The sequence below is a fragment of the Pseudomonas sp. Leaf48 genome (assembly GCF_001421885.1).
In the GTDB taxonomy this organism is placed as follows: domain Bacteria; phylum Pseudomonadota; class Gammaproteobacteria; order Pseudomonadales; family Pseudomonadaceae; genus Aquipseudomonas.
In genome coordinates, this window is sequence record NZ_LMLH01000014.1 from 103,969 (window position 1) to 129,704 (window position 25,736).

Genomic DNA, 25,736 nt, shown 5'->3' on the forward strand with positions numbered 1-25,736 from the left:
CAGGAGATCATCATGTGGCTTAACGAAGCAGAACAGGAACTTCGACGCGACCTGCAAGGACTGGCGTCAGATTTGCGCTGGTCGGCGGTAGAACTTTTACGCATAGAACAGCAATTGCGCCTGAGCGGGAACGAAGCCGATGCACAAGCCATGCAGCGGCTGTGCTCGTTATTTCAGGGCGATGAAGAAAAGTTGTCCGGCTATGCCGAAGAAGTGAAAGCGAGATTGATCAGCCGCAATAAAACCCCATAGCGGGCTGTTTGTCGTGAACACCCTGTCCCGCAACCCGGTGGTCGCGGTGACACTGTAAGAGCGAGCATGCTCGCGATGGTTTTGAGAACACCGCGTTAAACGAGTAAGCACGCGTTATCGTTTAACACCATCGCGAGCAAGCTCGCTCCTGCAGCCAGCAAGTTTCAATCATCTTTGCTGGTGGTCACCGGCAGGCTTGCCGGTTCGGGCCCGGTAGCCAGGAAGCGCCGCGGCAAATGCCAGTGCCTCCTCTCTACTGCCGAATGAACCAAGCCGGTCACCCCGGGTGCATACCCGCCACGGACCATTGTTCACGCTCAGTACGTCATAACCGTTCATATGCATTTTGTTCAGCATCGGTACGCTCATCGTCTCCTCCTTTCGGCAGGGATGTCAGATTGACAGACCCACCTTACACCTACCGTTCTCGAAAATACCGACCAGACGTCGCAACATAAATTCCAAAATTAATGGCACTTTGCGGCGTATTCATCCCTCAAAATATTCCGTTGCCAGCCGAAACAGTCACTGGCCCCGATTTTGCGTTTGGATCTCCAATCCACGACAACCGGTAATCCATGAAAATACGAGCAACGGTCATTTGCGAGCAGGACCGCCATGTTCTCCTGGTGCGCAAGGCCGGAAGCCGCTGGACGCTGCCGGGGGGTAAGGTCGAGCCTGGCGAAACCGTCGCCGATGCCGCCATTCGCGAACTGCAGGAAGAAACCGGATTGCGGGTCGATGAGCTGGTGTACCTGATGGCGCTGGAATCAGGCACTACTTGCCATCATGTCTACGAAGTGTCGGTGCTGAACCTGCATCAGGTCCGCCCGCACAACGAAATCATCGATTGCATCTGGCATCCCCTGGAAACCGTGCACAACCTGAACACCACCGACGCTACGCTCAGTATTGTCAGGGCGTTTTTGCGTCGCTTGTAGTGAGCCTCTTGCCTCAGCCCTGATCGCCACCGCCCACGGGCATGACCATGCCGGTGATGTAGGACGCTTCGTCGCTGGCCAGAAACAAAATGGCGCCTGCCTGTTCATCCAGCGTGCCGTAGCGTTTCATCAGGCTGCTGTCGAGGGTCTGGTCGACGATTTGCTGATACCAGACTTTCTCCTGGTCACTTTGCCCGGCACTGTTGCGCGGGATAATCCGCGGTGGCGCTTCGGTACCACCCGGTGCTGTGGCATTGACCCGCACGCCGCGACCAGCGGCCTCGAAGGCCAGGCAAGCAGTGAGCGCATTCACCCCGCCCTTCGCCGCACCGTAGGGCACACGGTTGACGCTGCGGGTGGCGATGGAAGAAACGTTGACGATTGCACCACTGCCCTGCTCCAGCATGAACGGTAGCGCGGCATGACAGCACCACAAGGTCGGGAATAACGAGCGGCGGACTTCGGCCTCGATCTGCGCTGCTTCATAGTGCTCGAAGGGCTTGGCCCAGATCGTGCCGCCGACGTTGTTGATCAACACATCGAGACGACCAAAACGCTCGACAGCCGTATGCATGACCCGGCGGCATTCCTCGTATTGCTCAAGGTCAGCGGTCAGGGCCAGCACCTGGCAGATTGGTGCCAGCTGCTGCTGTACTTCGAACACCAGTTCGGAGCGATCGATCAGGATCAGCTTCGCCCCTTCGGCCGCCATACGTTCGGCCACACGCCGCCCGATGCCTTGGGCAGCGCCGGTGATCAGCGCGACTTTTTCGTGAAATCTGTTCATGTGTACCTCATCGGTTAATGACGAATCCTGCGGGAGCAAGCTTGCTACGGGCGGCGTTCCGACGATGGCGGCCCCATCCACAACATTTCTGTGGAATGTTCCGGCCTCTTCGCGGGCAAGCCCGCTCCCACATTGGAGCTGCGTCGTGCGCAGAAAACGCGGTCACCACCCATCAACTGTGGGAGCGGGTTTGCTCGCGAAAGCGCACTTACAAACCACATCAACGCTGAATGTTCCGGCCTCTTCGCGGGCAAGCCCGCTCCCACAYTGGAGCTGCGTCGTGCGCAGAAACCGCGGTCACCACCCATCAACTGTGGGAGCGGGCTTRCTCGCGAAAGCGCACTTACAAACGACATCAACGCTGAATGTTCCGGCCTCTTCGCGGGCAAGCCCGCTCCCACACTGGAGCTGCGGCGTGCGCAGAAAACGCGGTCACCGCCCATCAACTGTGGGAGCGGGCTTGCTCGCGAAAGCGCACTTACAAACGACATCAACGCTGAATGTTCCGGCCTCTTCGCGGGCAAGCCCGCTCCCACACTGGAGCTGCGTCGTGCGCAGAAAACGCGGTCACCGCCCATCAACTGTGGGAGCGGGCTTGCTCGCGAAAGCGCACTTACAAACGACATCAACGCTGAATGTTCCGGCCTCTTCGCGGGCAAGCCCGCTCCCACACTGGAGCTGCGTCGTGCGCAGAAAACGCGGTCACCGCCCATCAACGCCCATCAACTGTGGGAGCGGGCTTGCTCGCGAAAGCGCACTTACAAACGACATCAACGCTGAATGTTCCGGCCTCTTCGCGGGCAAGCCCGCTCCCACATTGGAGCTGCGGCGTGCGCAGAAAACGCGGTCACCGCCCATCAACCGTGGGAGCGGGCTTGCTCGCGAAAGCGCACTTACAAACGACATCAACGCTGAATGTTCCAGGATCTTCGCGAGTACCCCCGCCCCACACTGGCTCGTTTCAAGCCGCGCTGGCGGCGAATTTCTCGTAGTAAAAGTTCGCCGGCGCAATGCCTTGCTCACGGATGAACTGGCTGACCGCCTCGACCATCGGCGGCGGGCCACACAGGTAGACGTCGACGTCGCCATCGTGCAAATGCCCGGGCTCGATGTGCTGGGTTACATAGCCCTTGAGTGGATGCCGGCTCTCGGGGCTGGCCACGCAGGCGCTGAAACTGAAGTTGGGGATGCGCGCGGCGAAGGCTTCGAGGCGGTCGAGTTGCACCAGGTCGAAGTCGTGGGTCACGCCATAGATCAGGTGCAGCGGATGCTCACTGCCCTGTTCGGCGATCTTTTCCAGCATCGCCGTGAAAGGCGCCAGCCCCGTACCACCGGCCAGCAACAACAGCGGCCGGCGGATGTCGCGCAGATAGAAACTGCCCAGGGGGCCAGCAAGGTTAATGCTGTCGCCGACCTTGGCCATGCCGGTGAGGAAGCTGCTCATCAGCCCGCCGGGCACGTTGCGAATCAGGAAACTGACCTCGCCGTCGCGCTGCAACGAGCTGAACGAGTAGGCGCGGGTCTGCTCGCTGCCGGGAATGCCCAGGTTCACGTATTGCCCCGGCAGGAACGCCAGCTTGCCCAACGCATCGCCCTTGATCGACAGCGCGATGGTGCTGTCGGACAACTGGCGCACCGCACTGATGGTGGCGTCGTAGCTGGCCTGACGGGTGCGGCAGACATCCGAGGACGCCGGCACTCGCACCACACAATCACTGCGCGCGCGCATCTGGCAGGTCAGGACGAAACCCTGTTCAGCTTCTTCAGGGCTGAGGGCGTCTTCGATGTAGTCCTCGCCCAGATCGTAGCGCCCGGCCTCGGCGAAACACTTGCAGGTGCCGCAGGCGCCGTCGCGGCAGTCCAGGGGAATATTGATGCCCTGGCGATAGGCGGCATCGGCCACGGTTTCGCCGGCATGGGCATCGATGAAACGCGTGACGCCGTCTTCAAAACTGAATGCGATGGAATGAGTCATGACGGGCGCCTCACAGGTGGTAGACATCAATGACCTGGCGAACGTAGTCGTTCTTCAGGATCACTTTCTTGGCCTTGATCAACGGGTTTTCACCGCGCACATCAAGGGTGTAGAAACTGCTGCCGAAATAGCTGTCGACGGTCTTGTAGCGAAAGCTCAGGGTGTGCCAGTTGAAGCGCACCTTGCACAGCCCGTCAGCCTGTTCGAGCAGCTCGATGTTGCTGATGTTGTGGGAGGTGCGGGTGTCCGGCACGCTGGCGCTGGAGCGCTCGGTCTTGATACGGAATACGCGGTCTTCGAGGCCGGTGCGGTTGCCGTACCAGATCAGCGAGATCTCCCGCTGCGGGTCCTCGGTCAACTCGTCGTTGTCGTCCCAGGATGGCATCCAGAAGGTCGCGTCCGGGGCGTACAGTTCCAGCCATTGGTCCCACTGGCGATCGTCGAGGTAGCGCGCCTCGCGGTAGAGGAAGTCGCGCACGCTGTCGTAGGTGATGGTCATTGCACGGCCTCCACGGCAATCAGTGCGCACTGCTCTGCGGCCAGGGCCTTGAGCATGGTCTGCTGCCAATACTTGTGTTGCAGCACGAACAGACCTTCGTCTTCGGTACGCACACCGCTGAGCAGCGGGTGCAGGTCGATCTCTTTGGCGGCTTCGTCTGCACCTTCGATCCAGTGTTCTGCACCACGGGACATGTCGTTCCAGGTGGTGACGCTGCCCTGGTAGCTGGTCTGGCAGGAGCGAAACTCCTCCAGGTCGTCCGGCGTGGCCATGCCGCTGACGTTGAAAAAATCCTCGTACTGGCGAATGCGGCTGGAACGGGCATGGTCGCTCTCACCTTTCGGGGCGATGCAATAGATGGTGATTTCGGTGCGGTTGACCGAGATTGGCCGGGCGATACGGATCTGCGAGCTGAACTGGTCCATCAGGTACACGTTGGGATACAGGCACAGGTTGCGCGAGTTCTCGATCATCCAGTCGGCGCGGGCCTTGCCGAAGTCCTGGGCCAGCTCGTCGCGACGTTCGTACAGCGGGCGGTCTTCGGGGTTGGCCCAACGGGTCCAGAGCAGCATGTGGCCCTTGTCGAAGGAATAGAATCCACCACCCTGCTTGGCCCAGCTACCGGCGCTCATGGTCGGGTTGCTGTCACCAGCCTCGCGTTGCTTGCGCTGGTTTTGCGTGGCCGCATAGTTCCAGTGCACAGAGCTGACGTGGTAGCCGTCGGCGCCGTTTTCGGCAGTGAGTTTCCAGTTGCCTTCGTAGATGTAGCTGGAGGATCCGCGCAGCACTTCCAGACCGTCGGCGGACTGGTCGACGATCATGTCGATGATCTTCGCCGACTCGCCCAAGTGCTCGACCAGCGGCAAGACGTCGGCCTTCAGGCTGCCAAACAGGAAGCCGCGATAGGACTCGAAACGCGCGACCCGAGTCAGGTCGTGGGAGCCGTCGCAGTTGAAACTCGCCGGGTAACCCGCCTGGGCCGGGTCCTTGACCTTGAGCAGTTTGCCGGAGTTGTTGAAGGTCCAGCCGTGGAACGGGCAGGTGTACGAGCTCTTGTTGCCGGACTTGTGCCGGCACAGGGTTGCGCCGCGATGGCTGCAGGCGTTGATGAAAGCGTTGAGCACACCGTCCTTGTTGCGCGCGATGAAGATCGACTGGCGCCCCATGGTGGTGGTGTAGAAATCGTTGATGTTGGGGATCTGGCTTTCGTGGGCCAGATAGAGCCAGTTGCCTTCGAAGATGTGTTGCATCTCCAGATCGAACAGGCGCGGGTCGGTGAACATCTCGCGCTTGCAGCGATAGATGCCTTGTTCGGGATCGTCTTCAAGCAGGGAATGAAGATATTCGGGTCGCAGGGTCATGGCCGCCGCCTCCATTGTTATTGTTCAGGCAGGGGTCATGCTAGGACGGGGCAATGAGGGGGACTATCCGCGGGGTGCAGACCTTTATCCGTTTTGTGCAGGGGGGTTGGCGTTGAGTCAGGGCAACATCAATGTTGAATGTGCCGGCCTCTTCGCGAGCAGGCCCGCTCCCACATTGGTTTTTCTGTGGGCCACGGATCTTTAATACACCAACGCGAGTATGTGGGAGCGGGCTTGCTCGCGAAGGCGTCGATTCAGACAACATCAAAAGTAAAGCATGACAACGGTTGTCAGTGCCGACGCTTGAGGGTATCGGACGGCAACTCGCCGAACTGTTTGCGGTAGCTGTCGGAGAAGCGGCCCAGGTGCAGGAAGCCGTAGTCCATCGCCACTTCAGTGACGTTGCGCACGTTGCAGGTCGGGTCGCTGAGGCAGGCGTGGATGCGTTCCAGGCGTTTGTGGCGCAGGTAGTTTTTCGGCGTCAGGCCGGCATTGCGCTCGAACAGGCCATACAACGAGCGCAGGCTCATGCTGGCCTGGCGCGCCAGTTCTTCGCTGTCGATGTCCTGCTTGAGATTACACGCGATGTAGTCGGCAATCGCTTCGAAAGTCGAGGCCTGTGAACCGGGACTGAAACGGCTGACATTGGTTTTCATCAGACTGAGCATCTTGCTGACGATGATTTGCGTGTAGTGCTCCTGCACCCTGGGGATCTGTTCGGCAGCCTCGGCTTCCTGGCAGATCATCGCCAGCAGGTTGACGAAGCCTTCCAGTTCATTGAGCTGGTAGCGGTTCTCGAGGAACCTCACGCCCTGCCCCGGATAATGCCAGCGCTGCTCGTCGCAGACGGCTTCGAACAAGTGGGTGGGGACTTTGAGGATGAATTTTTCGCAATCGTCGGAGTACGTCAGGTCCACCGGATCGTCGGGGTTGATCAACAGCAGCTCACCGGGGGCGAAGTAATGCTCCTGGCCGTGCCCGCGCCACAGGCAGTTGCCACGCAGCAGCACCTGCAGGTGATAGATGTTCTCCAGCGCGCCCGAAGTCACCCGCACACTGGCGCCGTAGCTGATGCGGCACAGATCGAGGCTGGCGAACTTGCGATGGTCGAGACTGGCCAGCGGCCGTCCCGTACGGGGCATGAGAATGCAGTGATTGCCGACGTGCTGATTGACATAGCCGGACACCGCGTAGGGGTCGGCATGGTCGAATACTCTGCTGCGCTGACTCAATAGTTGCGCTTGCATCATCGGGTCACTCTCGTTGTTGTTATAGGTTGCGTCGGTCCATTCTAGAGCCGAAACACTTGTAGGAGCGAGCCTGCTCGCGATGGACTTGAGAACGCCGCGGGGCATCAGGCTCCCGGCGTCATCGTTGACGTCCATCGCGAGCAGGCTCGCTCCTAAAGGAGTCGAGGGTGATCAGTCCTCGAGTGCGCGGACCCGTTCGTGGCGTTGCTGTTCTTCAGGCTGGCCGGTGGACTGCAGGGTGAAGTCGAACTCGATTTCGGCAAACCGACCGCTCACGCCGTGGGCTGCTGCACGCTGTTGATCATCGCTGAAGGTGATTTTGGCGATTAGCTCGTCACGGGTAGCGTAGGCAAAGTCGTCGTGCAGGTACTGATCGCCGTCGAGGTTGATCTGGGTGGTCAGATGGCGATGGTCCTCTGCCGAAATGAAGAAGTGCACGTGCGCCGGACGCTGGCCGTGACGGCCCAGTTGATCGAGCAGTTGCTGGGTCGGACCGTCCGGTGGGCAGCCGTAGCCCGACGGCACGATGCTGCGAAAACGATAACGGCCTTCGGCGTCGGTGACGATACGGCGACGCAGGTTGAATTCCGATTGGGTGGGATCGAAGTACGAGTAGGTACCACCGGTGTTGGCGTGCCACACGTCTACCACGGCGCCAGCCAGCGGTTCGCCAGCGGTGTTGAACACGCGGCCTTGCATGAACAGCGTCACACCCGGATCGACGCCGTCATCCAGACGTGCTTCGCCCACGGACAGCGGTGCACCGGCCACGTACAGCGGGCCTTCGATAGTACGCGGGGTGCCGCCGGATTTGCCGGCCTGCTCGTCTTCAGCGTCCATCAGCAGGTCGAGGTAATGTTCCAGGCCCAGCCCGGCCACCACCAGGCCCGCCTCCTGACGTGCACCCAGCACGTTGAGGTAGTTCACGGCTTTCCAGAATTCTTCCGGGGTCACCGCCAGGTCTTCGATGATATTCACCGAATCACGCAGGATGCGGTAGACCAAGGCCTTGGTGCGTGGGCTGCCGGCGTCGTTGTGCAGGCCGCTGGCCTCTTCGAGAAATTTCTGGACTTCGGCAGTGTGGGAAATCTTTACGTTCATCAGGGGTTCCTCATCTTGTAATTATTGGCGTATCGAGCTGAACAGGCCAGGTTCAGCGGTCATCGTCACGGATGGAAGAAGGATGCCGGCACAGGGCGTCGATCTCGATGGCCATGTACGGAAACAGTGGTAACTGCATCAGCAGGTCGTGTAACTCCTGAACGCTGTCGACATCGAACACGCTGTAGTTGGCATAGTGCCCGGCGATGCGCCACAGGTGGCGCCACTTGCCCTGCTCTTGCAGGCGCTGGGCCAGGGCTTTTTCGTCAGCCTTCAGTTTGGCCGCCGCTTCAGGATTCATATCGACCGGCAGGTTCACGGTCATTTTTACGTGGAACAGCATAATGCTCTCCTCAGGCTTGATGAATGGCAGTGGATGTTTTGTCGCGGCGGAAAAACGCCAGGCGCTCTTCATCCAGGTTCAGACCCAGACCCGGTGTTGTCGGCACGTGCAGTTCAAAGTCGCGATACACCAGCGGTTCACTGAGAATGTCTTCGGTCAGCAGCAGCGGGCCGAACAGTTCGGTGTCCCAGGCCAGTTTGTTCAGGGTGACAAAGGCATGGGCCGAGGCCATGGTGCCGATCCCGCCTTCAAGCATGGTGCCGCCGTACAGGCCGATACCGGCCGCCTCGGCGATGGCGGCGGTGCGCAGTACCGCGCGCGGGCCACCGTTCTTGGCGATCTTCAGGGCGAACACCGACGCTGCACCTTCACGGGCCAGGTTGAACGCATCTTCCACGCACTCGATGGACTCGTCGGCCATGATCGGTGCCGGGCTCATGGCATTCAGGCGCGCCATGCCGCTGCGGTTGTTGCGCGAGATCGGCTGTTCGATCAGGTCGATGCCGTTGGTGCCGAGGATCCGGCAGGCCCGCAGTGCAACCGCTTCGTCCCACGCCTGATTGACGTCGACCCGCACGCTGGCACGATCGCCCAGGGCTTTCTTGATCGCAATGACGTGGGCCAGGTCGCGGTTGACTTCACCGGCACCGATTTTCAGTTTGAAGATACGGTGGCGGCGCAGCTCGAGCATTTTTTCCGCTTCGGCGATGTCCTTTGCGGTATCGCCGCTGGCCAGGGTCCAGGCCACGGGCAGCGCATCACGCACGCGGCCACCCAGCAATTCGCTGACCGGCAGGCCAAGGCGCTTGCCCTGGGCGTCGAGCAACGCGGTTTCAATGCCGGATTTGGCGAAGGTATTGCCACGGATACTGCGCTCCAGACGCAACATGGCGGCGTTGACGTTGCCGCTGTCCTGGCCGAGCAGTAATGGCGTGAAGTGCGTGTCGATGTTGGTCTTGATGCTGTCCGGGCTCTCGTTGCCATAGGCCAGGCCACCGATGGTGGTGGATTCACCGATGCCTTCGATGCCGTCGGCGCAACTCACGCGAATGATCACCAGGGTCTGGTTCTGCATGGTGTGCATCGCCAACTTGTGCGGGCGGATGGTCGGCAGATCGACGATGATCGTCTCGATCGATTCAATGGCAGTTGCAAGCATTTCGATACCCGTCAGGTTCTTGAAGTTCTGGAATCGATTCTCGTACGGCTTTTTTCGCGAAGCCAATATAGAATTGGTCTGACTCAATACCTTAAAGGTATGCAACTGATCGAGCAGCGGAGGCACCATGGAACTGCGTCACCTGCGGTATTTTCAGGTATTGGCCCAAACCCTCAACTTCACCCGCGCCGCCGAACTGCTGCACATCGCCCAGCCGCCGCTGAGCCGGCAGATCCAGCAACTTGAAGATGAACTCGGGGTCGTGCTGCTTGAACGGGGGCGGCCGTTGAAGCTGACCGACGCCGGACGGTTTTTCCATGAACACTCCACTGCCCTGCTCGAACAACTGAGCAAGGTCTGCGACAACACGCGGCGCATCGGCCAGGGAGAAAAAACCTGGCTGGGCATCGGTTTTGCGCCGTCGACACTGTATGGCGTGCTGCCGGAACTGATTCGTCGCCTGCGCAGTGGCGAGCCTTTGGAGCTGGAGCTGGGGCTCTCGGAAATGACCACGCTGCAGCAGGTGCAGGCGCTCAAGGCTGGACGCATCGATATCGGCTTCGGGCGAATCCGCATCGACGATCCGGCGATCGTCCAGACCGTCCTGACCGAAGACCGCCTGGTGGCCGCCCTGCCTGCCGGTCATCCCTTGCTCGCTGGACCCATCAGCTTGCGCGACCTGGCCAAAGAGCCCTTTGTGCTCTACCCCGGCAACCCGCGACCCAGCTACGCCGACCACGTGATCGCGCTGTTCGAGTCCTATGGAGTGAGCATCCATGTGGCGCAGTGGACCAACGAGTTGCAAACGGCGATCGGGCTGGTGGGAGCAGGCATTGGCGTCACCCTGGTACCGGCTTCAGTGCAATTGCTGCACCGCGACGACATTGGTTTCACGCCGTTGCTGGAAGACAACGCGACCTCGCCGATCATCCTCAGCCGACGGGTGGGTGATGTGTCACCAGGTTTGAATCATTGCTTGCGGATGATCGATGAGCTGCTGCCCCGCGACTGATGGCACCTGCCCGAGGTAAAGCGCTGCCCTATCCGGCAAACGCCCGGCGCCCGGCGCTCATCTCGGTGCGCAACTCACCCACGAAGTCGGAGATGGCGCGCACACTGGTCAGTTGCTCTATAGAAACGCCGTCGAGCAACAACTCGACCCGCCCGGTAACAGCGTCAAATACCTCGATTCGCAGGAGTCCGTGGCTTTCCGTGCGCTCACAGGACAGCGGCTGAAAACCTGACTCGACGATACTGCAAAGGACTGAAATCGGGATCATGGCCGGTGCCTCGAGCGGTGACAGGTCAATCTTGATCCGTTTCAGAATAGATACACTTTGGGATTTTTGCGCCAGTGATCATTGGCAATTAGTGTTAGCTGCCTCGCATTTCCAAGGTTTTTCAATGGGCGTTGCGGCCCCAGATCCAGTTCCACAGCCCTGGCAACTGCACCGGTTGTGAAGCATCGCGCACGGTGCGTGCCAATGCCGCCCGCAACAAGGCGTCCCGATCGTCGTAAAAAGGCTTGTCTGCGGTTTTCACGCCGCTGGCCCGGGCACTGTCGAGGAGTATCTGCAGGTACTCGCGGGTATGCCGGGCGGTATAGCGGTTGAGGTCGTGAAAGGTCACCACTACCGGAATCACCCCGTCGACCACCGGCAGTTCGCCTCGGGCAATGCGCTCGCGTACTTCAGACATCGAGCGCAGCATGTGCGAGCGCCTGCGGGGGCTGGCATTGAAGCCCCAGATCTTGCCGTCATTGGCACTCAAGTCGGTCAGCAACACGTGCAGGCCATGCTGCTGATAGGCGGCGAAGGTGCGTTTGTCGTAGTTCCAGAATGGCGGGCGCAGCAGCACCGCAGGCGTACCGCTGATCGCCGCGATGTCGGCGCAGCCTTCGGTGAGGGCCTGCTCCAGCTCCTGCGGGTCGAGGGAGCGATGATTGGTATGACCGGGTGTGGCAGTGTGGAAACCCAGGATGTGCCCTTCGACCTGTTCGCGACGCATGATGCCCTGCCCGATTTCACTGCCCCCGGCCCGGGACGCGCGGGTCTGCACGAAGAACACGGCCTTGATGTCCGGTTGCAGCGGATTGCGCGCCAGGCTGTCGAGCACGGTCTCGGTCGGATTCCACCAACTCGAGGCGCTGGGACCGTCATCGAAGGTCAGCAAAAAGCGGATTGGTGGTTGTGCGCGCAATCGCTGTTCGGTCTGCGGCGTCATTTCAATGGGGGCCGCGATACAACCCAGCAGTCCGGCTGCCATCACGCTCGCGATTAAAAACTTGTACAACTTATTCATGTTTTGCCTTGGGCCAGACCTGATGCTCGACAGCAAAAAAAATCTTTGCCGGTTCATCCGTTGTAGACCCGCATTGCCTGCGGGCGCAGGTTGGATAAGGTACACGGGGTTTTGTTCCGGTGCTTGCCCTGTAAGTGGGAGGGGTGCCGATTTTAGCCGATGCAACTAAGCTCAAAACTCCGGTCGGTGTTTCATAACAAGGGTGTCAGGCAATGTGCGGACGACTCTCGCAATATCGGGGCATCCACGATTTCGTCGCGGCGCTGAGCATCCCCGATGCAATGATCAACCACATCGGTAATGAACCGTTGGCGCGCTACAACGCCGCGCCCACCATGCAACTTGCCCTGCTGCACGTGGAGAACGAGCGCCTGCACGCCGACTCAGTGCGCTGGGGCTGGCGACCGCATTGGGCGAAAGATCGTGCAGCGCCGATCAATGCCCGGGTCGAGAAAGTGGCCCACGGGCCCTACTTCAAGGCGATCTGGCCACACCGCGCGATCTGCCCGGTCGATAACTGGTTTGAGTGGGTCGATGCCGGCGATGCCACAAAGCAGCCCTGGCTGATCCGGCGGCGAGACAAGGGCCCCGTGTTCTGTGCCGCGATCGGTCAGTTCCCGCTCGATGGTTTACCGCCACGGGAACACGATGGCTTCGTCATCATCACCGCTGACAGCGCTGGTGGCCTGCTTGATGTGCATGACCGGCGGCCAGTGGTGCTGTCGGCTGAACTGGCGCGCGAATGGCTCGATCCTGCGACGTCAAGTGAGCGCGCCGAGCAAATGCTGCTGTTCCAGGGCGAGGCGAGCGAGGTGTTCGAGTGGTATCAGGTCGACAAGGCGATTGGCAACGTCCGGAACCAGGGCCCGGCGCTGATCGAGCGAACAGTCGCTTGAACAATCAACCAGAACGCGAAAGCAGTCATAAATAACAACTTGCATTAAAGGTTTGGTACATACCAGTCACAACTAGTGTTTCGCCCGGTTAACACTCATTTTTGCGGCATTAACCGCTTGTCAGACTCTGTCGTGGCAATAGATACATTTACAAAAACTACAGCTAGCATTCGCGCCGCATTTCCGACAACCAGGTGACCGAAGAGTCAGCGACCAAGGAAATCCTATAACAACAAGCCTTGCAGAGAAAAACTCAATTGCGCGACGATTTTACAAATAATCAAGCCGCGAGTCTGGCCTATGCCTATCTCACAAAGACAGAACATTACCAACTCGACTGCTTTATCGGGCAATACATCAAAACCCGCAATCTTCGATCCATTCCCGGCATCAATGAAATCCTCGCTTCAACCCTTGAAACCTACCCTGGTAAACCGCCGGTAATGGTCAATGAGTTGAATGCCTGGATCGACAAGACCCTGGGGTATCGTGCAACCCACCCCGAATTTCCAGAGTGCCTGGAGCAAGGGTGATCAATATCGACACGCCTTGTGGCAAGGGGGCAAGCCCCCTCGCCACAAGTGTGTGACCCTGCTTAAGTGAACAGCGATTACGCTCGATGCGGGGCTTTGTCATTTTTCAGGCGCTCAGAACTTACGGTCCGGTTCAGACAACTCAGTCCCGTCGTCAGGATGTTTCCAGTCCGGTACCGAACGCTTCTGCCGTTCGATCTCTTCTTGCGTAGGTTCGTCCGCGTCCTCTTCCGGGTCGGAATGTTTGGGCTCGTTGGCCATGTTCACCTCTCTTGCTAAAAGGGATCTGTCTTGCCTTCAAGCGTAGAACAGTTTCCCGCCCCCGCTTCAAAGCCACCAGCGCAGCAAAAAGAAAAACCCCATGCTTAACAACATGCTGAGCAAAGTGTTGCGGGTATAAAGCACCAACCCCACAGCCACCAGCGAGCTGATCAGGTAAGGGTTGTCCCATTGCATGTTAAGTTGTTTTTCCGGCATGAACACGATCGGCCCGCAGATCGCGGTGAGCATGCCCGGCACGGCAAAACCGAGAAACTGCCGGGCATTGCTGCTCAGGCGCAGTGGCAACCTGGGTTCGAGGAACACATAGCGGTTGAGAAACACCAACACGCCCATGCCGATAATCACTGCCCAAACCATCATGCGCGTCCACCCTGGAATTTGTTGCAGATAAAACCCGCGGTCATGCCCGCCAACCCTGAGAGCACCAGGGCCGAGCCCCATTGCCAATAGCTGAACAGCACCGAGCAGAACAGCGAAACCGCCACACAGATCACCGTCGGTACGTTGCGTACCACCGGGGTAATCAGGGCGATGAAAGTTGCCGCGATGGAGAAGTCCAGGCCCAGGTGTTCAAGGCCTGGAATGCTGCTGCCGAGCACGATGCCGGCCAGGGTAAAAAGATTCCAGGCGATGTAGAACGTCAGGCCGACGCCCAGGGCGTACCAGCGGTTGAACTGTTGCTTGTCATGTTGGCTGGTCAAGGCGAACAGTTCATCGGTGAGCAAGAACCCCAGCCCTGCGCGCCAGCGGCCCGGCAGTGGCGAAATGACCGAGCGCAGGCTCATTCCGTAGAGCAAGTGCTGGGAGGTCAGCAGCAAGGTGGTCAGCAGAATCGAAAAGATCCCGGCCCCGCCCTTGAGCATGCCGATGGCCACCAGTTGCGCGGCCCCGGCAAACACGATACTGGACAAGCCCTGACCTTGCAGGGGCGTGAGATTGGCCTCGATGGCCATGGAACCGGCCAGCAGCCCCCAGGGCGCGGTGGCCAGCGACAGCGGCATGATCGCCACGGCACCGCGAAGAAACGCAGTGCGCGGCAGATGTAATTCGGACATAGCATTCTACATACAGGGAAAAAAGCCAGACTGTGCCAGCAGTCGCGGCCAAACGCATGCACATTCTTGCGAAATTTGCCTCGACGATCCGGCCTCCAAGACTGTGCCATTCATCGGCTGCCCGCTTGAAACACTGCGGTGGTAGCAACATGATGGCGCTGCACTTTTCTTCGAGGCCAGGTATTTCATGAGCTCAATCGAAACGGATAGCGACGTCTACAAAACCCTGCTCGAATCAACCCAGGCGATTCCTTGGCGCATCGACTGGAAAACCATGACATTCAGCTACATCGGGCCGCAGATCGAGCAATTGCTGGGCTGGAAGCAGGACAGTTGGGCCTCGGTCAACGACTGGGTCGAACGCATGCACCCTGATGATCGCAATTATGTCGTCGACTTCTGCGTTTCCCAGTCCCGGGCGGGAGTCGATCACGAAGCCGACTACCGGGCGCTGACGGACAAAGGCGAATACGTGTGGATTCGCGACGTGGTGCACGTGCTGCGCAAGGATGGTGAGGTTGAGGCACTGGTGGGCTTCATGTTCGACATCAGTGAGCGCAAGAAAACCGAAGAGCATTTGCTGCGCCTGCAAAAGCAACTTGAAGAATATTCCTTCCAGGATGGCCTGACCGGTATCGCCAACCGGCGCATGTTCGACACCGTGCTGGAACGCGAGTGGAACGCCGCACAGCGCACCGGTTCGGCCCTCTCGTTGTTGATGCTGGACATCGACTACTTCAAGCAATACAACGACCATTACGGCCACATCAAGGGGGACGAATGCCTGCGCCAAGTGGCGCAAACCCTGTCGCTGGCAGCCAATCGGCCACGGGATTTCATCGCCCGTATCGGCGGCGAAGAATTCGTCTGGCTGCTCCCGGAAACCGATGCCGAATCCGCCAGGCTGGTGGCCCACAAATGCCTGCACCTGATTCGCCAGCAGCAGATCCCGCACGAGCTTTCTGCGGTGTCGAACCTGCTGAGCGTCAGCCTGGGAGTCGGCACCACCACGGCCTCGATGCATGCCACACCGCTAGAGTTCATCGAGCAGGTCGACCAGTTGCTCTACAAGGCCAAACACAATGGGCGGATGCGCGCCGAGTTTACTGATTTTCGTGAATGAGCCGCCCGCGTACCATGGACTGACTGGCAGGTTACCTCAGGTACCGACATGCTCTACCGACTCGCCGCCGATGGGCTGGTGCTGTTCCATCTACTGTTCATTGTGTTCGTGCTGTTTGGCGGGCTGCTGGCACTGAAATGGCGGTCAGTGCCGTACTGGCATGTGCCTGCGGCAGCCTGGGGCATGGCGGTGGAGTTCTTTCACCTGCCCTGCCCGCTGACGGACTGGGAAAACAACATGCGCCATGGGGCCGAACAGACCGGTTACGCAAGTGGGTTCATCGAGCATTACATCTGGCCGGTGATCTACCCGACGGGGCTGACGCCGAGCATGCAGCTTGGCCTGGGGGCTGTGGTGCTGATGATAAACGGGGTGGTTTATCTTTGGTTGTTCCAGCGGATGAAGCTGCGCCGAATGCGCTGACTCGGCAGGCCCATCCGTTGTAGGCGCTGGCTCGTCAGGGATTAGCCTGTACCTTGCATCGAACACTCGGGCGCCATCGCCGGCAGGCCAGCTCCCACAAAGGTTGGCGTGAGCCGGCCCGGTTGGTGCAGGGCGGGGTCTGCAGGCCCTGTCGTCAGTTGGCAATCACACTCATATTGCGCCCGCTGGCCTTGGCCACATACAGCGCCTTGTCCGCCGCACCGATCAGGTCCTCGGGCCGCAGCTCCGAGTTCGGTTCACAGGCGCACACACCCAGGCTGACGGTGACAATGCCTTCGGGGCTTTCGCCGTGGGCAATGGCCGCCTGCATCACCGCGCGACGGATTTTTTCCGCCACCAGAAACGCCCCGACGTAATCGGTGCCGGGCAGCACCACGGCAAATTCTTCGCCACCGTAGCGCGCCGCCAGATCTGTGGGGCGCTTGATGTTGTCGGTGATGATCGCACTGATGTTGCGCAGACACTCGTCACCCGCCAGGTGACCCTGGTGGTCGTTAAAAGCCTTGAAATGATCGACATCGATCATCAGCAGCGCGAGGCCTGCCTGGTTGCGATGGGCGCGACCCAGTTCCGCCTCGATAAACACATCGAACTGGCGCCGGTTGGCCAAGCCCGTGAGGGCATCGTTGAGCGCCAACCGCTCGAGATTGCGATTGACTTCCAGTAGTTGCTCCTGGGTGTCGAGCAACTCGACTTGAACCAGATTCTGCTGCCTCATCAGGTTGATCAGTCGATAACCCAGCATGCCCACAAAGGTCAGCAACAACGCGACGATGCCTGCGCTGAGCAGGGCCTGCTTGCGCCAGCCATCCAGAGATTCCTCCTTGTTGATCGCGACGAATACGATCAGCGGATAGTTCTCGACCCGGCGATACCCCACCACCCGTTCGACCCCGTCGAGGATCGACTTTATCGTCGCCGTCCCGGCGTCAGCCTTGGGCAGCAATTGGAGAAACAAAGGGCTCTTGGCAAGGCTGGTGCCGATCTCCGCCTCATTGAACGGACGGCGTATGACGATGGTGGCGTCGTCGGCGATCAGGTTGATCACGCCGTTACGGCCGATATCGATGCTGTCGTAGAGCTGCAGGAAATGGCTGAGGTAAATGGTGGCCAGCGCCACCCCGGCAAAACTGCCATCGGGATGATTGACCCGGCGCGACACCGTCATGACCCACTCGCCGCTGGAACGACTCTTGATCGTTGGCCCGATGTGCGGCCCACGCCCGGGATTATCGCGGTGGTAGATAAAGTACTCGCGGTCGGAGTTGTTCAGACCGGTCTGTTCGGCGCCGTTGGAGTTGGCGACCCATTGCCCTTTTTCGTCCAGCACGAACAGGCCATGGAGCTGGCTGAGTTCACCGCGCTCGGCGGCGAGCAAACGTGGCAGGCGGACCGGATCGACACCGTCATGCTCCAGGCGGTCGACCAGGGCAAACAGCAACGTATCCGCCTGCTTGATCGTCGCCTGAGCCTGTGAGGCCAGGGTCTGCGCAAGGTTGGACATCGCCACTTCCTTGTCATGCAGATGGTACTGGCGCGCGGTCCAGGCTTCCCAGATCAGGATAGCCGTCATCGAAAGGCAAACCGCGACCAACAGGCTCACCGCAGAACGGATCTTGAGCCGGTTCACGCCAGAGCGGAGTGTGTCAATTTGATCGATGATCGCCGGCTGCCCCATGGTTGGTCCCTGAAGTTCTGTTACCGCGATGTTCGCTTGAGCGCTTCCAGCCAGGCCGGATCCAGGCGCGTCTGCTGCGTGTCGATGCCCAGCGCTTGCATCCGCGCCTTGTGCTGGTCCATTTCACGGATCAACTGGCTGTGGTCGCTGGAGTTGCCGTCCAGTTCATGCATCTGATTCAAGCCCAGATGATAGAACCGTAGCACCTTAACGGCGATCGGATCGCCGGCCTCCACAGCGCTGGTCACATGATGCATCACATTGGTAACACTCATCAGGCTGCGCTTGAGCTGCCAGTTGTACACCGCCGGCGCCATCCATGCCTGCGTCCAGAACACTTTGCGCATCAATGCCGCCATCACCAGCACCGCCACAAACACGCCACCGACGTTGAATCGCAGGTTGTCACCCCCGGGTTCGCCGAACAAGGCCACAGCGGCGGTCGACAGGAACATGGCCAGGGCCAGAAAGATCAGGGCAATAATCACTGTGCTGCGCCGTGTCTGTTGCCGATAGGTGTCGGCGTTCATCGGCTGGATTTCGAACATTACGTCGGGATTCCTTGGGTCGTAGACAAAAAGACTGCGGGGGCATTATCGCCTCTGCGGGGGATTTAGCTATGCTGGGGCTCCTTTTCATCTTTTCATCGTCAAAGGGAGGACGTGGCGAGACCCCGCAGTTCGTGCCATCTTCTTTCATGGATACATACTATTCGGGTGTCATTCGCTGGTTTTGCGCGAATGCCATCGTTTTAAGGATCATTGAATGACCCAACGACAAGTAATCAACGCCTCGGTCAGCCCTAAAGGCAGCCTGGAAACACTGTCCCAACGCGAAGTCCAGCAACTGAGCGAAGCCGGTTCCGGCAGCACCTACGACATCTTCCGCCAATGCGCCCTGGCCATCCTCAACACCGGCGCCCACGTCGACAACGCCAAAACCATCCTTGAAGCCTACAAAGACTTTGAAATCCGCATCCACCAGCAAGACCGCGGCGTACGCCTGGAACTGCTGAACGCCCCGGCCGACGCCTTCGTCGACGGCGAAATGATCGCCAGCACCCGGGAAATGCTGTTCAGCGCCTTGCGTGACATCGTCTACACCGAAAACGAACTCGACAGCCAGCGCATCGACCTGAGCACCTCCCAGGGCATCAGTGACTACGTTTTCCACCTGCTGCGCAACGCCCGCACCCTGCGCCCCGGTGTCGAGCCGAAGATCGTGGTGTGCTGGGGCGGCCACTCGATCAACACCGAAGAATACAAATACACCAAGAAAGTCGGCCACGAACTGGGCCTGCGCAGCCTGGACATCTGCACCGGTTGCGGCCCCGGCGTGATGAAAGGCCCGATGAAAGGCGCCACCATCGCCCATGCCAAGCAGCGCATCCACGGTGGTCGCTACCTGGGCCTGACGGAACCTGGGATCATCGCCGCCGAAGCGCCAAACCCGATCGTCAACGAACTGGTGATCCTGCCGGACATCGAAAAGCGCCTGGAAGCCTTCGTGCGCGTCGGCCACGGCATCATCATTTTCCCGGGCGGCGCCGGCACGGCCGAAGAGTTCCTGTACCTGCTCGGCATCCTGATGCACCCGGACAATCAGGGCCTGCCCTTCCCGGTCATTCTCACCGGGCCTAAACATGCCGCGCCGTACCTGGAACAGCTTGACGCGTTCGTCGGCGCCACCCTGGGCGATGGCGCCAAGCAGCACTACCAGATCATCATCGACAACCCGACCGAAGTCGCCCGCCAGATGACCCAGGGCCTCAAGGAGGTCAAGCAATTCCGCCGCGAGCGCGCCGACGCCTTCCACTTCAACTGGCTGTTGAAAATCGACGAAGGCTTCCAGCGCCCGTTCGATCCGACCCACGAGAACATGGCCAACCTGAAACTGAGCCGTGACCTGCCCGCCCACGAACTGGCCGCCAACCTGCGCCGCGCGTTCTCCGGCATCGTCGCCGGCAATGTCAAGGACAAGGGCATCCGCCTGATCGAGGAACACGGGCCGTATCAGATCCGTGGGGATGCCGCGATCATGCAGCCGCTGGATCAGCTGCTTAAGGCATTTGTGGCCCAGCATCGGATGAAATTGCCGGGTGGCGCGGCGTATGTGCCGTGTTATCGGGTGGTTGCGTAAACCCACAAAGGGATGAGCTTTACCGTCGCGAGCCGCAGTGAAAACTGCGGTTCGCGGCACTCTATGGAGAGAAAAAATGCGCCAACGCAATTCCGCCAGGCTACTGGTGATCAACCCTGCGAAACAGGTTTTGCTGTTTCACTTCCAGCATAAAGGCGATGCCCTCGACGGCCGTGACTATTGGGCCACACCCGGTGGCGGTCTTGAACAAGACGAAACCTATGAGGCGGCAGCGTTGCCCAGCGCAGCTTCGAGATGATGCTGCCCAGTGGCGAAACCGTACTCTCCGTTGAGCGCTATTTCGTGGTTCATACCAACGGCGAGAAACTGTCCCGAGCGGGATGGACGACCGATGAAGCGCGGGTGATGGCGGATCATAAATGGTGGTCGGTGAATGAGTTGCGGGAAACGGGCGAAACGGTTTGGCCGGAGAGGTTGATCGAGATGCTGGAAAGCTCTGCCTGTAGGAGCGAGCAGGCTCGCGATGGTGGTTAACGATGACGTGGGCATTCTGGATGCCCGCAGCGCTCTCGGGTTTTTCGCGAGCGTGCTCGCTCCTACAGGGGGACGGGGCTGTTCGCAGATTTTGTGGATGGCACAGATCAACTGTAGGAGCGAGCAGGCTCGCGATGATGGTTAACGATGGCGCGGACATTCTGACTACGCGCGGCGTCCTTGAACGCCTCGCTGACTAGCTCGCTCCTACAGCGAATCAATGCACCTGACCGCTGGCCGATTTTCCTTGGCGAACCAGAATTTCATTGTCCTTGCTGATGGTTTGCTCGATGTTGTAACCGATAAGGCCAATCACTTGACCCTCTTTTGAATACGTCACCTCGACATAACCCCCGCCAACATAATTCACGCGATAAATACGCATGCCATTCACAGTGCGCATCGCAAACGACTCAATTTCGGATAAATCCTCGATCCCTACTGATTTGGGGATCAAATTCTCGATCCTGATATTTCCCCCGTCTTGCCGGTACACTATTGACCCATCGGGGCGAGTGACTTTTATGCCACCCTCTACCTTCTCCACCACGCTGCCACAGACTTGGGCACTGAGGACGTTACCTTCCTGGTCCACTTGAACATAGCAATCGTCTGTTGTCGTTTCCGCTCCTTGTGGGTCGGCCTCAAACTCTTCGTTTATTTTGCCTGTTTTAAGTTTGGTCATTGTGCTGCTCCTTGCAGATGCCGGAATTGGCATTGATTTGTCAGGCTCTTGCTACCGACCAACCGCCGAGCGCCTCGACTGATCATCGGATCAGAAATGCTCAGGCTTCACCGAACAATATCCATTCGATGTTTTCCTCTGCGACGGTAATACGATCGGCGAGCAGGAAACGGCTATGGCTACGCCGGACGTTCAATGTCGGCATGATTTCGCCTTTCTCGAAACGTCGGATCTCGTCGACGATGCCTTCCGCTTTCCAATAGCCGGATTGCGGGCAGGCTTGACCGCTGTTGCAGGTCAGCTTGCGGTAAGGCTCCCGGATGAAATCGGGAGATGCTGGTAGCGGTCGACCGGAAGTGGGGTCGAGGAGTTTGGCCTTGGCCAGTTGCTGGATCAGCGCTTCGCTGGGCTTTTCTGGCGGGACGTTTGCCAGGCGTTCTTCGAGCCATTGCAGCTTGCCGTCCCAGGCTGGGAGTTTGGCCGGTGGCAGCGGGAGGATTTCGTTGATTTCGGGGACTTTGGGGTTGGCGTAGGAATATCCCGCAAGTATCTTCCAGATTTTTTTGTAGCGGTCGGCACGCTCAAGGTCTTCCGATTGGCCTAAGTAGTCCAACTTGTTACTACTGGAAGGGCCGCGAAATGCATCGCCCAAGCGGCCAGCAGCATGTTCGTACCCTCCGGCAACCCCCATCTGCAAGATTTCGATTGCTTCGCTGTATTTTTGATTTCTTTTTAAATAAAGCGACAACATGACAGCAGCTCTGCCATGCCCCTGTTCAGCAGCACAACGGCGCATCTGCCGGGCAACTTCTGGAGCGATGCTCTTTGGCGCCAGCTTGTCACCCACATCGTACTGCGCTTGGGCGCTGCCTTTATCTGCGGCCTTGCGAAAATATCGTAACGCCATCTCCGGATCCTGCTTAAGCCCGGCCGAACCCTGCTGAAGAAAAATCCCTACAAAGTAGTAACCTGTCGCCACACCAGCATCCATCAGTTGTTGACTCAAACGCAGGTGTTCGGCGCCACGCAACTGGAATCGTTGGCGCATCGACCCGTTTTGCAGGTTGATGTTGGCTTTGTAATGTCCATTCTCGGCGGCGATGCGGTACAACCGCTCGATTTCGACATCGACAGTTTTGTCCGGTATGAGCTGATTGTTTTTCTGCAACCAGCGGGCGTAGTGGAACAGCACGTCGGTTTCAGCACTGGCTTCCGGGATATTTTCGTGGGCACAGGTGAAGGCCAGATTGGCTTTGATTTCCGTCAGAGGTTTCACATGAGGATCCTTCTTCAGATAGTTAAAGGTGCTGCGGCTATCGCAAGCCGCCAACAGCAGGCAGGTGAGCAAGAGAAAACGGCGCATCAGTCGAGGTCGCTCAGTTTGGCTTTTCCGTAGAAAAATTCGACGAGGGGGGCGTAAGGAGTTGTCTCGTCTTCTTGGCTCTCTTTGTTGTAATCGATGATTTTCTGCCAAGCTTCGAATGCATCACCCACCTCCTCCTGCACCCCCTTCCCATCCGTATGCAGATCCCACAACCGCCGCCTCAACGCCTGGGTCACACTCATCCACTCATGAGCAATATTCAGCTCACTGTCCACCTGCATGCTCCGGGTATTGATGTTGGCCGAGCCATGGGTGGTGAACACGTCATCGACGATCATCAGCTTGGAGTGGACGTACACCGGCATCCATTCCCTGCCCGCCGGTGAGTCCGGGGCAACCAGCGAACACAGGTGCACTTTCAGGCCGGGGATGTCCTCCGGCTCGACGGTGCTGTCCTTGATCTGCTTGATGTGCCAATCGAGTTCGGCCTGCCACTCGGCCAGTTCCCGGTGCCCGGCACGGTCGCGGGGCTCGGGCATTGGCCGGGGTGATGCTTGCGCTTTGACCTGTTCGATGCGCCGCAGCTTGGTCACTTCAGGAATGGTCTCGGCGCGCCCCAGGCTTTCGAGCATGCGCTGGGTATTGCGGGTGCCGGCGCCTACGCTGTCGTCGCCGGCGTTGGTGATGACGAACAGGTGCAGTGCCCCATGGAGGCCGGGATCGCGCCCGCCCCCGAGCTGGGCGGCGGCTGCCTGCTTGATCAGATCGGCCAACGGCGGCCAGCGAAAGTACTGGTTTTCGATGTAGATGAACTGGGTCGCGTTGTTCACCGCCTGCAGGTAGAGCGTCTCGATGTCGCGTTTGCCTTCCTGGGCCTGGGTGCGCAGGATCTGCGCAATCTGCCGCGTGGCACCGGGGGCGCATTGCAGCTGCAGCCCGACTTGCTTGGCCTGTCGCGATGCCAGCAGGTCCTCGCCGGTTTCTTTGAGCCAGGCCGTGGCGAAATTGTGGTGCAGGTGTTCGAGGATCGGGCCGCTGACCTGGCTGGAGATGTCCTGGCGCGGGGTGTCGCCACGGGGACCGAGGTTGGGGGCCGGTTTGCTGTCCTTGGCACGGTTAAGCGCCGTGTGAGCACTGGTGTCCCAGTATTCTTCGAGCATGTTGTGGCCCATGACGAAACCGACGGCGCTATCCGGGAGTTCGTAGTCGACCAGCACGGTCTTTTGGTGGTGGGTGGCGGTGAGTTTAAGGGTTTGGCGCATCTTCGTGCTGATGTCCGGGTCGAGGCTTTCATACTTCACCCAATGGGAAATTTCAGCTCTTTCCTCCCAACTGAAACCACGACTGACGAATGCTGGCAGGCCGTTCGCGACCTGTTGCGGCGCTTTGCTGCCTGTGACCGCACAGCGGGCAAACCACTCTCGGTCTTCGGTGTATTGCGCTTCGGTGGAGCGCTGCAGCGCTCGATCGGCGATACGAATCGAGCCTTTGCCGGGCAGGTTGGCTTCGCCGCCCACCCCCGCCAGATTGAAGGGCATTTCCCAACCCAGTATCCGTACCTTGACGCCTGGCTTGCTCCTGGCCTTGGCCAGGAGCAATTCGCCGATGCTCGGCGCCTTGCCGTCGCGGATGAAAAACATCGACGGCTGAAACCCCCAGCAGATGATGTCGACGGATTTTTTCGCCCCGGCGATGGCCTCGTGCACGGCCTTGAACGCCTCTTCGCCGTTGATCAACGGCTGATAGGTGGCGCCAACCGGATGGTATTCGGTGTTGCACACGTACCAGGGCGCGGTGCAGGTGGCCGTGTTGGTGTGCTGCAGTGCGATGGGCACCACGCATTCAAATTGAGTCATCGGGTTTTCTCTCCTTGAGGGGCGATGTGCGCGGCGTACTGTCCGCGATGATCGGTGTGCGAAGCGGGCTGATTGACGCCGGTATCGGTTTGCGAGGGGTGGTTACGCAGACCCTGATTGGCGAGTACCGCCTGCTCGGCATTGCGGTAGTCGGTCGGTACCGGGATCTGGTAAACCGTGCCGTTGGCCAGGACCACGCGGTAGCCTCGGGTCACCACCTGATGGTCAATTGATATGAGGCCGGTCTTGTCCAGCACGCCTTTTTTGAGTACCGCGCCGTCGGCCAACAGCGTGTAGGGCATGCCGGCCCAACCGTGGCTGGAGGCGTTTGGGGTGGGCGCCAGGCTCAGGCTGATCATTTCTTTTGACAGGATTTTGGGGTAATCCGGATGCGTGGCCTTCATGCTCGCCGGGCCGCTGTAGGCGAAGTGCGCCGCCTTGACCTTGTGGTCCCCGGCCGTGCCCGACTCGATGCAGCATTCGTCCAGGCTGAAGTAACTACCGCCGCCGTTGAGGACGATTTTCTTTTTTGCGGTGATGTGGATTTCGTCCTCGGTGCTGGTGATGGTCAGGCCATGGCGGGCAATCAGTTCGAGTTTGTCGTTCTGTGCCTGCACGCTCACCGGGCCCTGGTTGGCGATGAGCTTGAGGCCAAGCTTGCGCACGAACAGGCTCATCCCCTGCCCCACGCCGATGAACAGGCACTTGATCACGCTGAGGTCGGCCTCGCCGCCGGCGTTAAACATCAGGTTGTCCTTGGCCGCCAGTTGCAGGTGTTTTCCGCTGGTGAGGGCGATGCCTTGCGGGGCGCTGAGGAGCAGGACCTGGGACTTGAGTTGTTCCAGATCCTGNGTCCTTGGCCGCCAGTTGCAGGTGTTTTCCGCTGGTGAGGGCGATGCCTTGCGGGGCGCTGAGGAGCAGGACCTGGGACTTGAGTTGTTCCAGATCCTGGCGCAGCAGGTTTAGTTGCGCGGCGACGTCGGCCGGATCCGCTTTGGCGGTCTGCGCATCTGTGGAGAGCTGTTGCAGCTGTTCGCCGGCCTGTTGCAGGCGGGTCTCAGCGGCGTCCATGTCCAGCACCTGACCCTGCGCCTTCGCTTGCGCATCGGCGCTGATAAACACACCTTTTCCACCTCTGATGGCGCCCCAGTCATCCGTACGCAGCTCAAACCCTTCCCCACGCTTCTTCCGCTCGGCATCGACCAAATGCCCGAGATTGAGCTGGCTCTTGCCCCCATACTCGGTACTGAGCTTGAT

28 protein-coding genes and 2 pseudogenes are annotated in these 25,736 nt (G+C 59.5%); 9 read left to right on the forward strand and 21 right to left on the reverse strand.

Annotated elements, in window-relative coordinates:
* The first annotated feature begins 12 nt into the window (after nt 1-12).
* Nucleotides 13-252 carry a hypothetical protein gene (locus tag ASE98_RS13015; RefSeq protein ID WP_060541767.1) on the forward strand — a complete coding sequence of 80 codons (240 nt, stop codon included), beginning with the start codon at nt 13-15 and terminating at the stop codon, nt 250-252.
* 168 nt (nt 253-420) lie between these two features.
* On the opposite strand, the gene ASE98_RS13020 is transcribed toward ASE98_RS13015, so the two are convergent.
* The gene (locus tag ASE98_RS13020) at nt 421-621 is read right to left on the reverse strand and encodes a hypothetical protein (RefSeq protein WP_060541768.1); all 201 of its coding nucleotides are present in this window, start codon (nt 619-621) and stop codon (nt 421-423) included.
* Between the two features lie 209 nt (nt 622-830).
* Here ASE98_RS13020 and ASE98_RS13025 point away from each other — a divergent pair, with 209 nt between their 5' ends.
* Nucleotides 831-1,193 (forward strand): NUDIX hydrolase, encoded by a 363-nt coding sequence (locus tag ASE98_RS13025; RefSeq protein WP_060541769.1) that lies wholly within the window; start codon nt 831-833, stop codon nt 1,191-1,193.
* 13 nt (nt 1,194-1,206) lie between these two features.
* Here ASE98_RS13025 and ASE98_RS13030 read toward each other — a convergent pair whose 3' ends face one another.
* The 8 genes from ASE98_RS13030 to ASE98_RS13070 form a co-directional block, all read right to left on the reverse strand.
* Nucleotides 1,207-1,980 carry a 1,6-dihydroxycyclohexa-2,4-diene-1-carboxylate dehydrogenase gene (locus ASE98_RS13030; protein WP_060541770.1) on the reverse strand — a complete coding sequence of 258 codons (774 nt, stop codon included), beginning with the start codon at nt 1,978-1,980 and terminating at the stop codon, nt 1,207-1,209.
* 961 nt (nt 1,981-2,941) lie between these two features.
* Nucleotides 2,942-3,955, reverse strand: a complete 1,014-nt coding sequence (gene benC, locus ASE98_RS13035; RefSeq protein WP_060541771.1) for a benzoate 1,2-dioxygenase electron transfer component BenC — start codon at nt 3,953-3,955, stop codon at nt 2,942-2,944.
* Nucleotides 3,956-3,965: 10 nt separating this feature from the next.
* Nucleotides 3,966-4,454, reverse strand: coding sequence for a benzoate 1,2-dioxygenase small subunit (gene benB / locus ASE98_RS13040; protein ID WP_060541772.1), 489 nt, complete (start codon nt 4,452-4,454; stop codon nt 3,966-3,968).
* Nucleotides 4,451-5,815 carry a benzoate 1,2-dioxygenase large subunit gene (gene benA, locus ASE98_RS13045; protein ID WP_060541773.1) on the reverse strand — a complete coding sequence of 455 codons (1,365 nt, stop codon included), beginning with the start codon at nt 5,813-5,815 and terminating at the stop codon, nt 4,451-4,453. Before benA ends, benB begins: the two co-directional genes overlap by 4 nt.
* Nucleotides 5,816-6,105: 290 nt before the next feature.
* A complete protein-coding gene (locus ASE98_RS13055) occupies nt 6,106-7,065 on the reverse strand; it encodes an AraC family transcriptional regulator (RefSeq protein ID WP_060541775.1) in 960 nt (319 codons plus the stop codon).
* Nucleotides 7,066-7,236: 171 nt separating this feature from the next.
* Nucleotides 7,237-8,166: a catechol 1,2-dioxygenase gene (catA, locus tag ASE98_RS13060; protein ID WP_060541776.1), complete on the reverse strand. Its 930-nt coding sequence runs from the start codon at nt 8,164-8,166 to the stop codon at nt 7,237-7,239.
* A 52-nt stretch (nt 8,167-8,218) separates the two neighbouring features.
* Complete coding sequence (catC, locus tag ASE98_RS13065; protein WP_060541777.1) at nt 8,219-8,509, reverse strand: muconolactone Delta-isomerase; 291 nt, start codon at nt 8,507-8,509, stop codon at nt 8,219-8,221.
* 10 nt (nt 8,510-8,519) lie between these two features.
* Nucleotides 8,520-9,668, reverse strand: coding sequence for a muconate cycloisomerase family protein (locus tag ASE98_RS13070; RefSeq protein ID WP_060541797.1), 1,149 nt, complete (start codon nt 9,666-9,668; stop codon nt 8,520-8,522).
* A 127-nt stretch (nt 9,669-9,795) separates the two neighbouring features.
* Here ASE98_RS13070 and ASE98_RS13075 point away from each other — a divergent pair, with 127 nt between their 5' ends.
* Nucleotides 9,796-10,680 carry a LysR family transcriptional regulator gene (locus tag ASE98_RS13075; protein WP_060541778.1) on the forward strand — a complete coding sequence of 295 codons (885 nt, stop codon included), beginning with the start codon at nt 9,796-9,798 and terminating at the stop codon, nt 10,678-10,680.
* Nucleotides 10,681-10,708: 28 nt separating this feature from the next.
* On the opposite strand, the gene ASE98_RS13080 is transcribed toward ASE98_RS13075, so the two are convergent.
* Nucleotides 10,709-10,948, reverse strand: coding sequence for a DUF1652 domain-containing protein (locus ASE98_RS13080; RefSeq protein ID WP_060541779.1), 240 nt, complete (start codon nt 10,946-10,948; stop codon nt 10,709-10,711).
* Between the two features lie 121 nt (nt 10,949-11,069).
* Complete coding sequence (locus ASE98_RS13085) at nt 11,070-11,969, reverse strand: polysaccharide deacetylase family protein (RefSeq protein ID WP_060541780.1); 900 nt, start codon at nt 11,967-11,969, stop codon at nt 11,070-11,072.
* 212 nt (nt 11,970-12,181) lie between these two features.
* Here ASE98_RS13085 and ASE98_RS13090 point away from each other — a divergent pair, with 212 nt between their 5' ends.
* A complete protein-coding gene (locus tag ASE98_RS13090) occupies nt 12,182-12,865 on the forward strand; it encodes an SOS response-associated peptidase family protein (protein ID WP_060541781.1) in 684 nt (227 codons plus the stop codon).
* 257 nt (nt 12,866-13,122) lie between these two features.
* Complete coding sequence (locus tag ASE98_RS13095; RefSeq protein WP_060541798.1) at nt 13,123-13,398, forward strand: hypothetical protein; 276 nt, start codon at nt 13,123-13,125, stop codon at nt 13,396-13,398.
* A 114-nt stretch (nt 13,399-13,512) separates the two neighbouring features.
* On the opposite strand, the gene ASE98_RS26935 is transcribed toward ASE98_RS13095, so the two are convergent.
* The 3 genes from ASE98_RS26935 to ASE98_RS13105 form a co-directional block, all read right to left on the reverse strand.
* Nucleotides 13,513-13,659: a hypothetical protein gene (locus tag ASE98_RS26935; protein WP_177336970.1), complete on the reverse strand. Its 147-nt coding sequence runs from the start codon at nt 13,657-13,659 to the stop codon at nt 13,513-13,515.
* 66 nt (nt 13,660-13,725) lie between these two features.
* A complete protein-coding gene (locus ASE98_RS13100) occupies nt 13,726-14,037 on the reverse strand; it encodes an AzlD domain-containing protein (protein ID WP_162237396.1) in 312 nt (103 codons plus the stop codon).
* Nucleotides 14,037-14,735, reverse strand: coding sequence for an AzlC family ABC transporter permease (locus ASE98_RS13105; RefSeq protein ID WP_060541783.1), 699 nt, complete (start codon nt 14,733-14,735; stop codon nt 14,037-14,039). Before ASE98_RS13105 ends, ASE98_RS13100 begins: the two co-directional genes overlap by 1 nt.
* Nucleotides 14,736-14,922: 187 nt before the next feature.
* Here ASE98_RS13105 and ASE98_RS13110 point away from each other — a divergent pair, with 187 nt between their 5' ends.
* Both ASE98_RS13110 and ASE98_RS13115 read left to right on the forward strand, forming a co-directional pair.
* Entirely contained in the window at nt 14,923-15,858 is a 936-nt protein-coding gene (locus tag ASE98_RS13110) for a sensor domain-containing diguanylate cyclase (protein ID WP_060541784.1), read from the forward strand.
* 48 nt (nt 15,859-15,906) lie between these two features.
* Nucleotides 15,907-16,281 (forward strand): DUF2784 domain-containing protein, encoded by a 375-nt coding sequence (locus ASE98_RS13115; protein WP_060541785.1) that lies wholly within the window; start codon nt 15,907-15,909, stop codon nt 16,279-16,281.
* A gap of 154 nt (nt 16,282-16,435) precedes the next feature.
* Here the strand turns inward: ASE98_RS13115 and ASE98_RS13120 are convergent, their stop codons facing one another.
* Both ASE98_RS13120 and ASE98_RS13125 read right to left on the reverse strand, forming a co-directional pair.
* The gene (locus ASE98_RS13120) at nt 16,436-17,980 is read right to left on the reverse strand and encodes a sensor domain-containing diguanylate cyclase (protein ID WP_060541786.1); all 1,545 of its coding nucleotides are present in this window, start codon (nt 17,978-17,980) and stop codon (nt 16,436-16,438) included.
* Between the two features lie 20 nt (nt 17,981-18,000).
* Complete coding sequence (locus ASE98_RS13125) at nt 18,001-18,528, reverse strand: DUF3087 family protein (protein WP_060541787.1); 528 nt, start codon at nt 18,526-18,528, stop codon at nt 18,001-18,003.
* 217 nt (nt 18,529-18,745) lie between these two features.
* Here ASE98_RS13125 and ppnN point away from each other — a divergent pair, with 217 nt between their 5' ends.
* Together ppnN and ASE98_RS13135 are read left to right on the forward strand one after the other, a co-directional pair.
* On the forward strand, nt 18,746-20,119 hold the full coding sequence (gene ppnN, locus ASE98_RS13130; RefSeq protein WP_060541788.1) for a nucleotide 5'-monophosphate nucleosidase PpnN: 1,374 nt from the start codon (nt 18,746-18,748) through the stop codon (nt 20,117-20,119).
* Nucleotides 20,120-20,195: 76 nt separating this feature from the next.
* Nucleotides 20,196-20,614 (forward strand): annotated as a pseudogene (locus ASE98_RS13135) (NUDIX hydrolase).
* 217 nt (nt 20,615-20,831) lie between these two features.
* Here ASE98_RS13135 and ASE98_RS13140 read toward each other — a convergent pair.
* The 5 genes and pseudogenes from ASE98_RS13140 to ASE98_RS27210 all read right to left on the reverse strand — a co-directional run.
* Entirely contained in the window at nt 20,832-21,299 is a 468-nt protein-coding gene (locus ASE98_RS13140) for a hypothetical protein (protein ID WP_060541789.1), read from the reverse strand.
* Nucleotides 21,300-21,399: 100 nt separating this feature from the next.
* On the reverse strand, nt 21,400-22,662 hold the full coding sequence (locus tag ASE98_RS13145; protein ID WP_060541790.1) for an SEL1-like repeat protein: 1,263 nt from the start codon (nt 22,660-22,662) through the stop codon (nt 21,400-21,402).
* Nucleotides 22,662-24,479, reverse strand: a complete 1,818-nt coding sequence (locus ASE98_RS13150; protein WP_060541791.1) for a phospholipase D-like domain-containing protein — start codon at nt 24,477-24,479, stop codon at nt 22,662-22,664. The genes ASE98_RS13145 and ASE98_RS13150 overlap by 1 nt, the downstream gene beginning before the upstream one ends.
* Nucleotides 24,476-25,330: DUF2345 domain-containing protein (locus ASE98_RS13155; RefSeq protein ID WP_236707794.1), on the reverse strand; the 855-nt coding region annotated here is incomplete at its 5' end. The genes ASE98_RS13155 and ASE98_RS13150, both read right to left, overlap by 4 nt.
* Before the next feature lies 1 nt (nt 25,331).
* A pseudogene (locus tag ASE98_RS27210) lies at nt 25,332-25,685 on the reverse strand (type VI secretion system Vgr family protein); the annotation flags it as partial.
* Nucleotides 25,686-25,736: the final 51 nt, after the last annotated feature.

What these genes read in the sequence shown, in the direction of transcription:
- ASE98_RS13015 (WP_060541767.1), top strand. Translation starts at nt 13, where the DNA reads ATGTGGCTTAACGAAGCAGAACAGGAACTTCGACGCGACCTGCAAGGA.
- ASE98_RS13020 (WP_060541768.1), bottom strand. Translation starts at nt 621, where the DNA reads ATGAGCGTACCGATGCTGAACAAAATGCATATGAACGGTTATGACGTA.
- ASE98_RS13025 (WP_060541769.1), top strand. Translation starts at nt 831, where the DNA reads ATGAAAATACGAGCAACGGTCATTTGCGAGCAGGACCGCCATGTTCTC.
- ASE98_RS13030 (WP_060541770.1), bottom strand. Translation starts at nt 1,980, where the DNA reads ATGAACAGATTTCACGAAAAAGTCGCGCTGATCACCGGCGCTGCCCAA.
- benC (WP_060541771.1), bottom strand. Translation starts at nt 3,955, where the DNA reads ATGACTCATTCCATCGCATTCAGTTTTGAAGACGGCGTCACGCGTTTC.
- benB (WP_060541772.1), bottom strand. Translation starts at nt 4,454, where the DNA reads ATGACCATCACCTACGACAGCGTGCGCGACTTCCTCTACCGCGAGGCG.
- benA (WP_060541773.1), bottom strand. Translation starts at nt 5,815, where the DNA reads ATGACCCTGCGACCCGAATATCTTCATTCCCTGCTTGAAGACGATCCC.
- ASE98_RS13055 (WP_060541775.1), bottom strand. Translation starts at nt 7,065, where the DNA reads ATGATGCAAGCGCAACTATTGAGTCAGCGCAGCAGAGTATTCGACCAT.
- catA (WP_060541776.1), bottom strand. Translation starts at nt 8,166, where the DNA reads ATGAACGTAAAGATTTCCCACACTGCCGAAGTCCAGAAATTTCTCGAA.
- catC (WP_060541777.1), bottom strand. Translation starts at nt 8,509, where the DNA reads ATGCTGTTCCACGTAAAAATGACCGTGAACCTGCCGGTCGATATGAAT.
- ASE98_RS13070 (WP_060541797.1), bottom strand. Translation starts at nt 9,668, where the DNA reads ATGCTTGCAACTGCCATTGAATCGATCGAGACGATCATCGTCGATCTG.
- ASE98_RS13075 (WP_060541778.1), top strand. Translation starts at nt 9,796, where the DNA reads ATGGAACTGCGTCACCTGCGGTATTTTCAGGTATTGGCCCAAACCCTC.
- ASE98_RS13080 (WP_060541779.1), bottom strand. Translation starts at nt 10,948, where the DNA reads ATGATCCCGATTTCAGTCCTTTGCAGTATCGTCGAGTCAGGTTTTCAG.
- ASE98_RS13085 (WP_060541780.1), bottom strand. Translation starts at nt 11,969, where the DNA reads ATGAATAAGTTGTACAAGTTTTTAATCGCGAGCGTGATGGCAGCCGGA.
- ASE98_RS13090 (WP_060541781.1), top strand. Translation starts at nt 12,182, where the DNA reads ATGTGCGGACGACTCTCGCAATATCGGGGCATCCACGATTTCGTCGCG.
- ASE98_RS26935 (WP_177336970.1), bottom strand. Translation starts at nt 13,659, where the DNA reads ATGGCCAACGAGCCCAAACATTCCGACCCGGAAGAGGACGCGGACGAA.
- ASE98_RS13100 (WP_162237396.1), bottom strand. Translation starts at nt 14,037, where the DNA reads ATGGTTTGGGCAGTGATTATCGGCATGGGCGTGTTGGTGTTTCTCAAC.
- ASE98_RS13105 (WP_060541783.1), bottom strand. Translation starts at nt 14,735, where the DNA reads ATGTCCGAATTACATCTGCCGCGCACTGCGTTTCTTCGCGGTGCCGTG.
- ASE98_RS13110 (WP_060541784.1), top strand. Translation starts at nt 14,923, where the DNA reads ATGAGCTCAATCGAAACGGATAGCGACGTCTACAAAACCCTGCTCGAA.
- ASE98_RS13115 (WP_060541785.1), top strand. Translation starts at nt 15,907, where the DNA reads ATGCTCTACCGACTCGCCGCCGATGGGCTGGTGCTGTTCCATCTACTG.
- ASE98_RS13120 (WP_060541786.1), bottom strand. Translation starts at nt 17,980, where the DNA reads ATGGGGCAGCCGGCGATCATCGATCAAATTGACACACTCCGCTCTGGC.
- ASE98_RS13125 (WP_060541787.1), bottom strand. Translation starts at nt 18,528, where the DNA reads ATGTTCGAAATCCAGCCGATGAACGCCGACACCTATCGGCAACAGACA.
- ppnN (WP_060541788.1), top strand. Translation starts at nt 18,746, where the DNA reads ATGACCCAACGACAAGTAATCAACGCCTCGGTCAGCCCTAAAGGCAGC.
- ASE98_RS13140 (WP_060541789.1), bottom strand. Translation starts at nt 21,299, where the DNA reads ATGACCAAACTTAAAACAGGCAAAATAAACGAAGAGTTTGAGGCCGAC.
- ASE98_RS13145 (WP_060541790.1), bottom strand. Translation starts at nt 22,662, where the DNA reads ATGCGCCGTTTTCTCTTGCTCACCTGCCTGCTGTTGGCGGCTTGCGAT.
- ASE98_RS13150 (WP_060541791.1), bottom strand. Translation starts at nt 24,479, where the DNA reads ATGACTCAATTTGAATGCGTGGTGCCCATCGCACTGCAGCACACCAAC.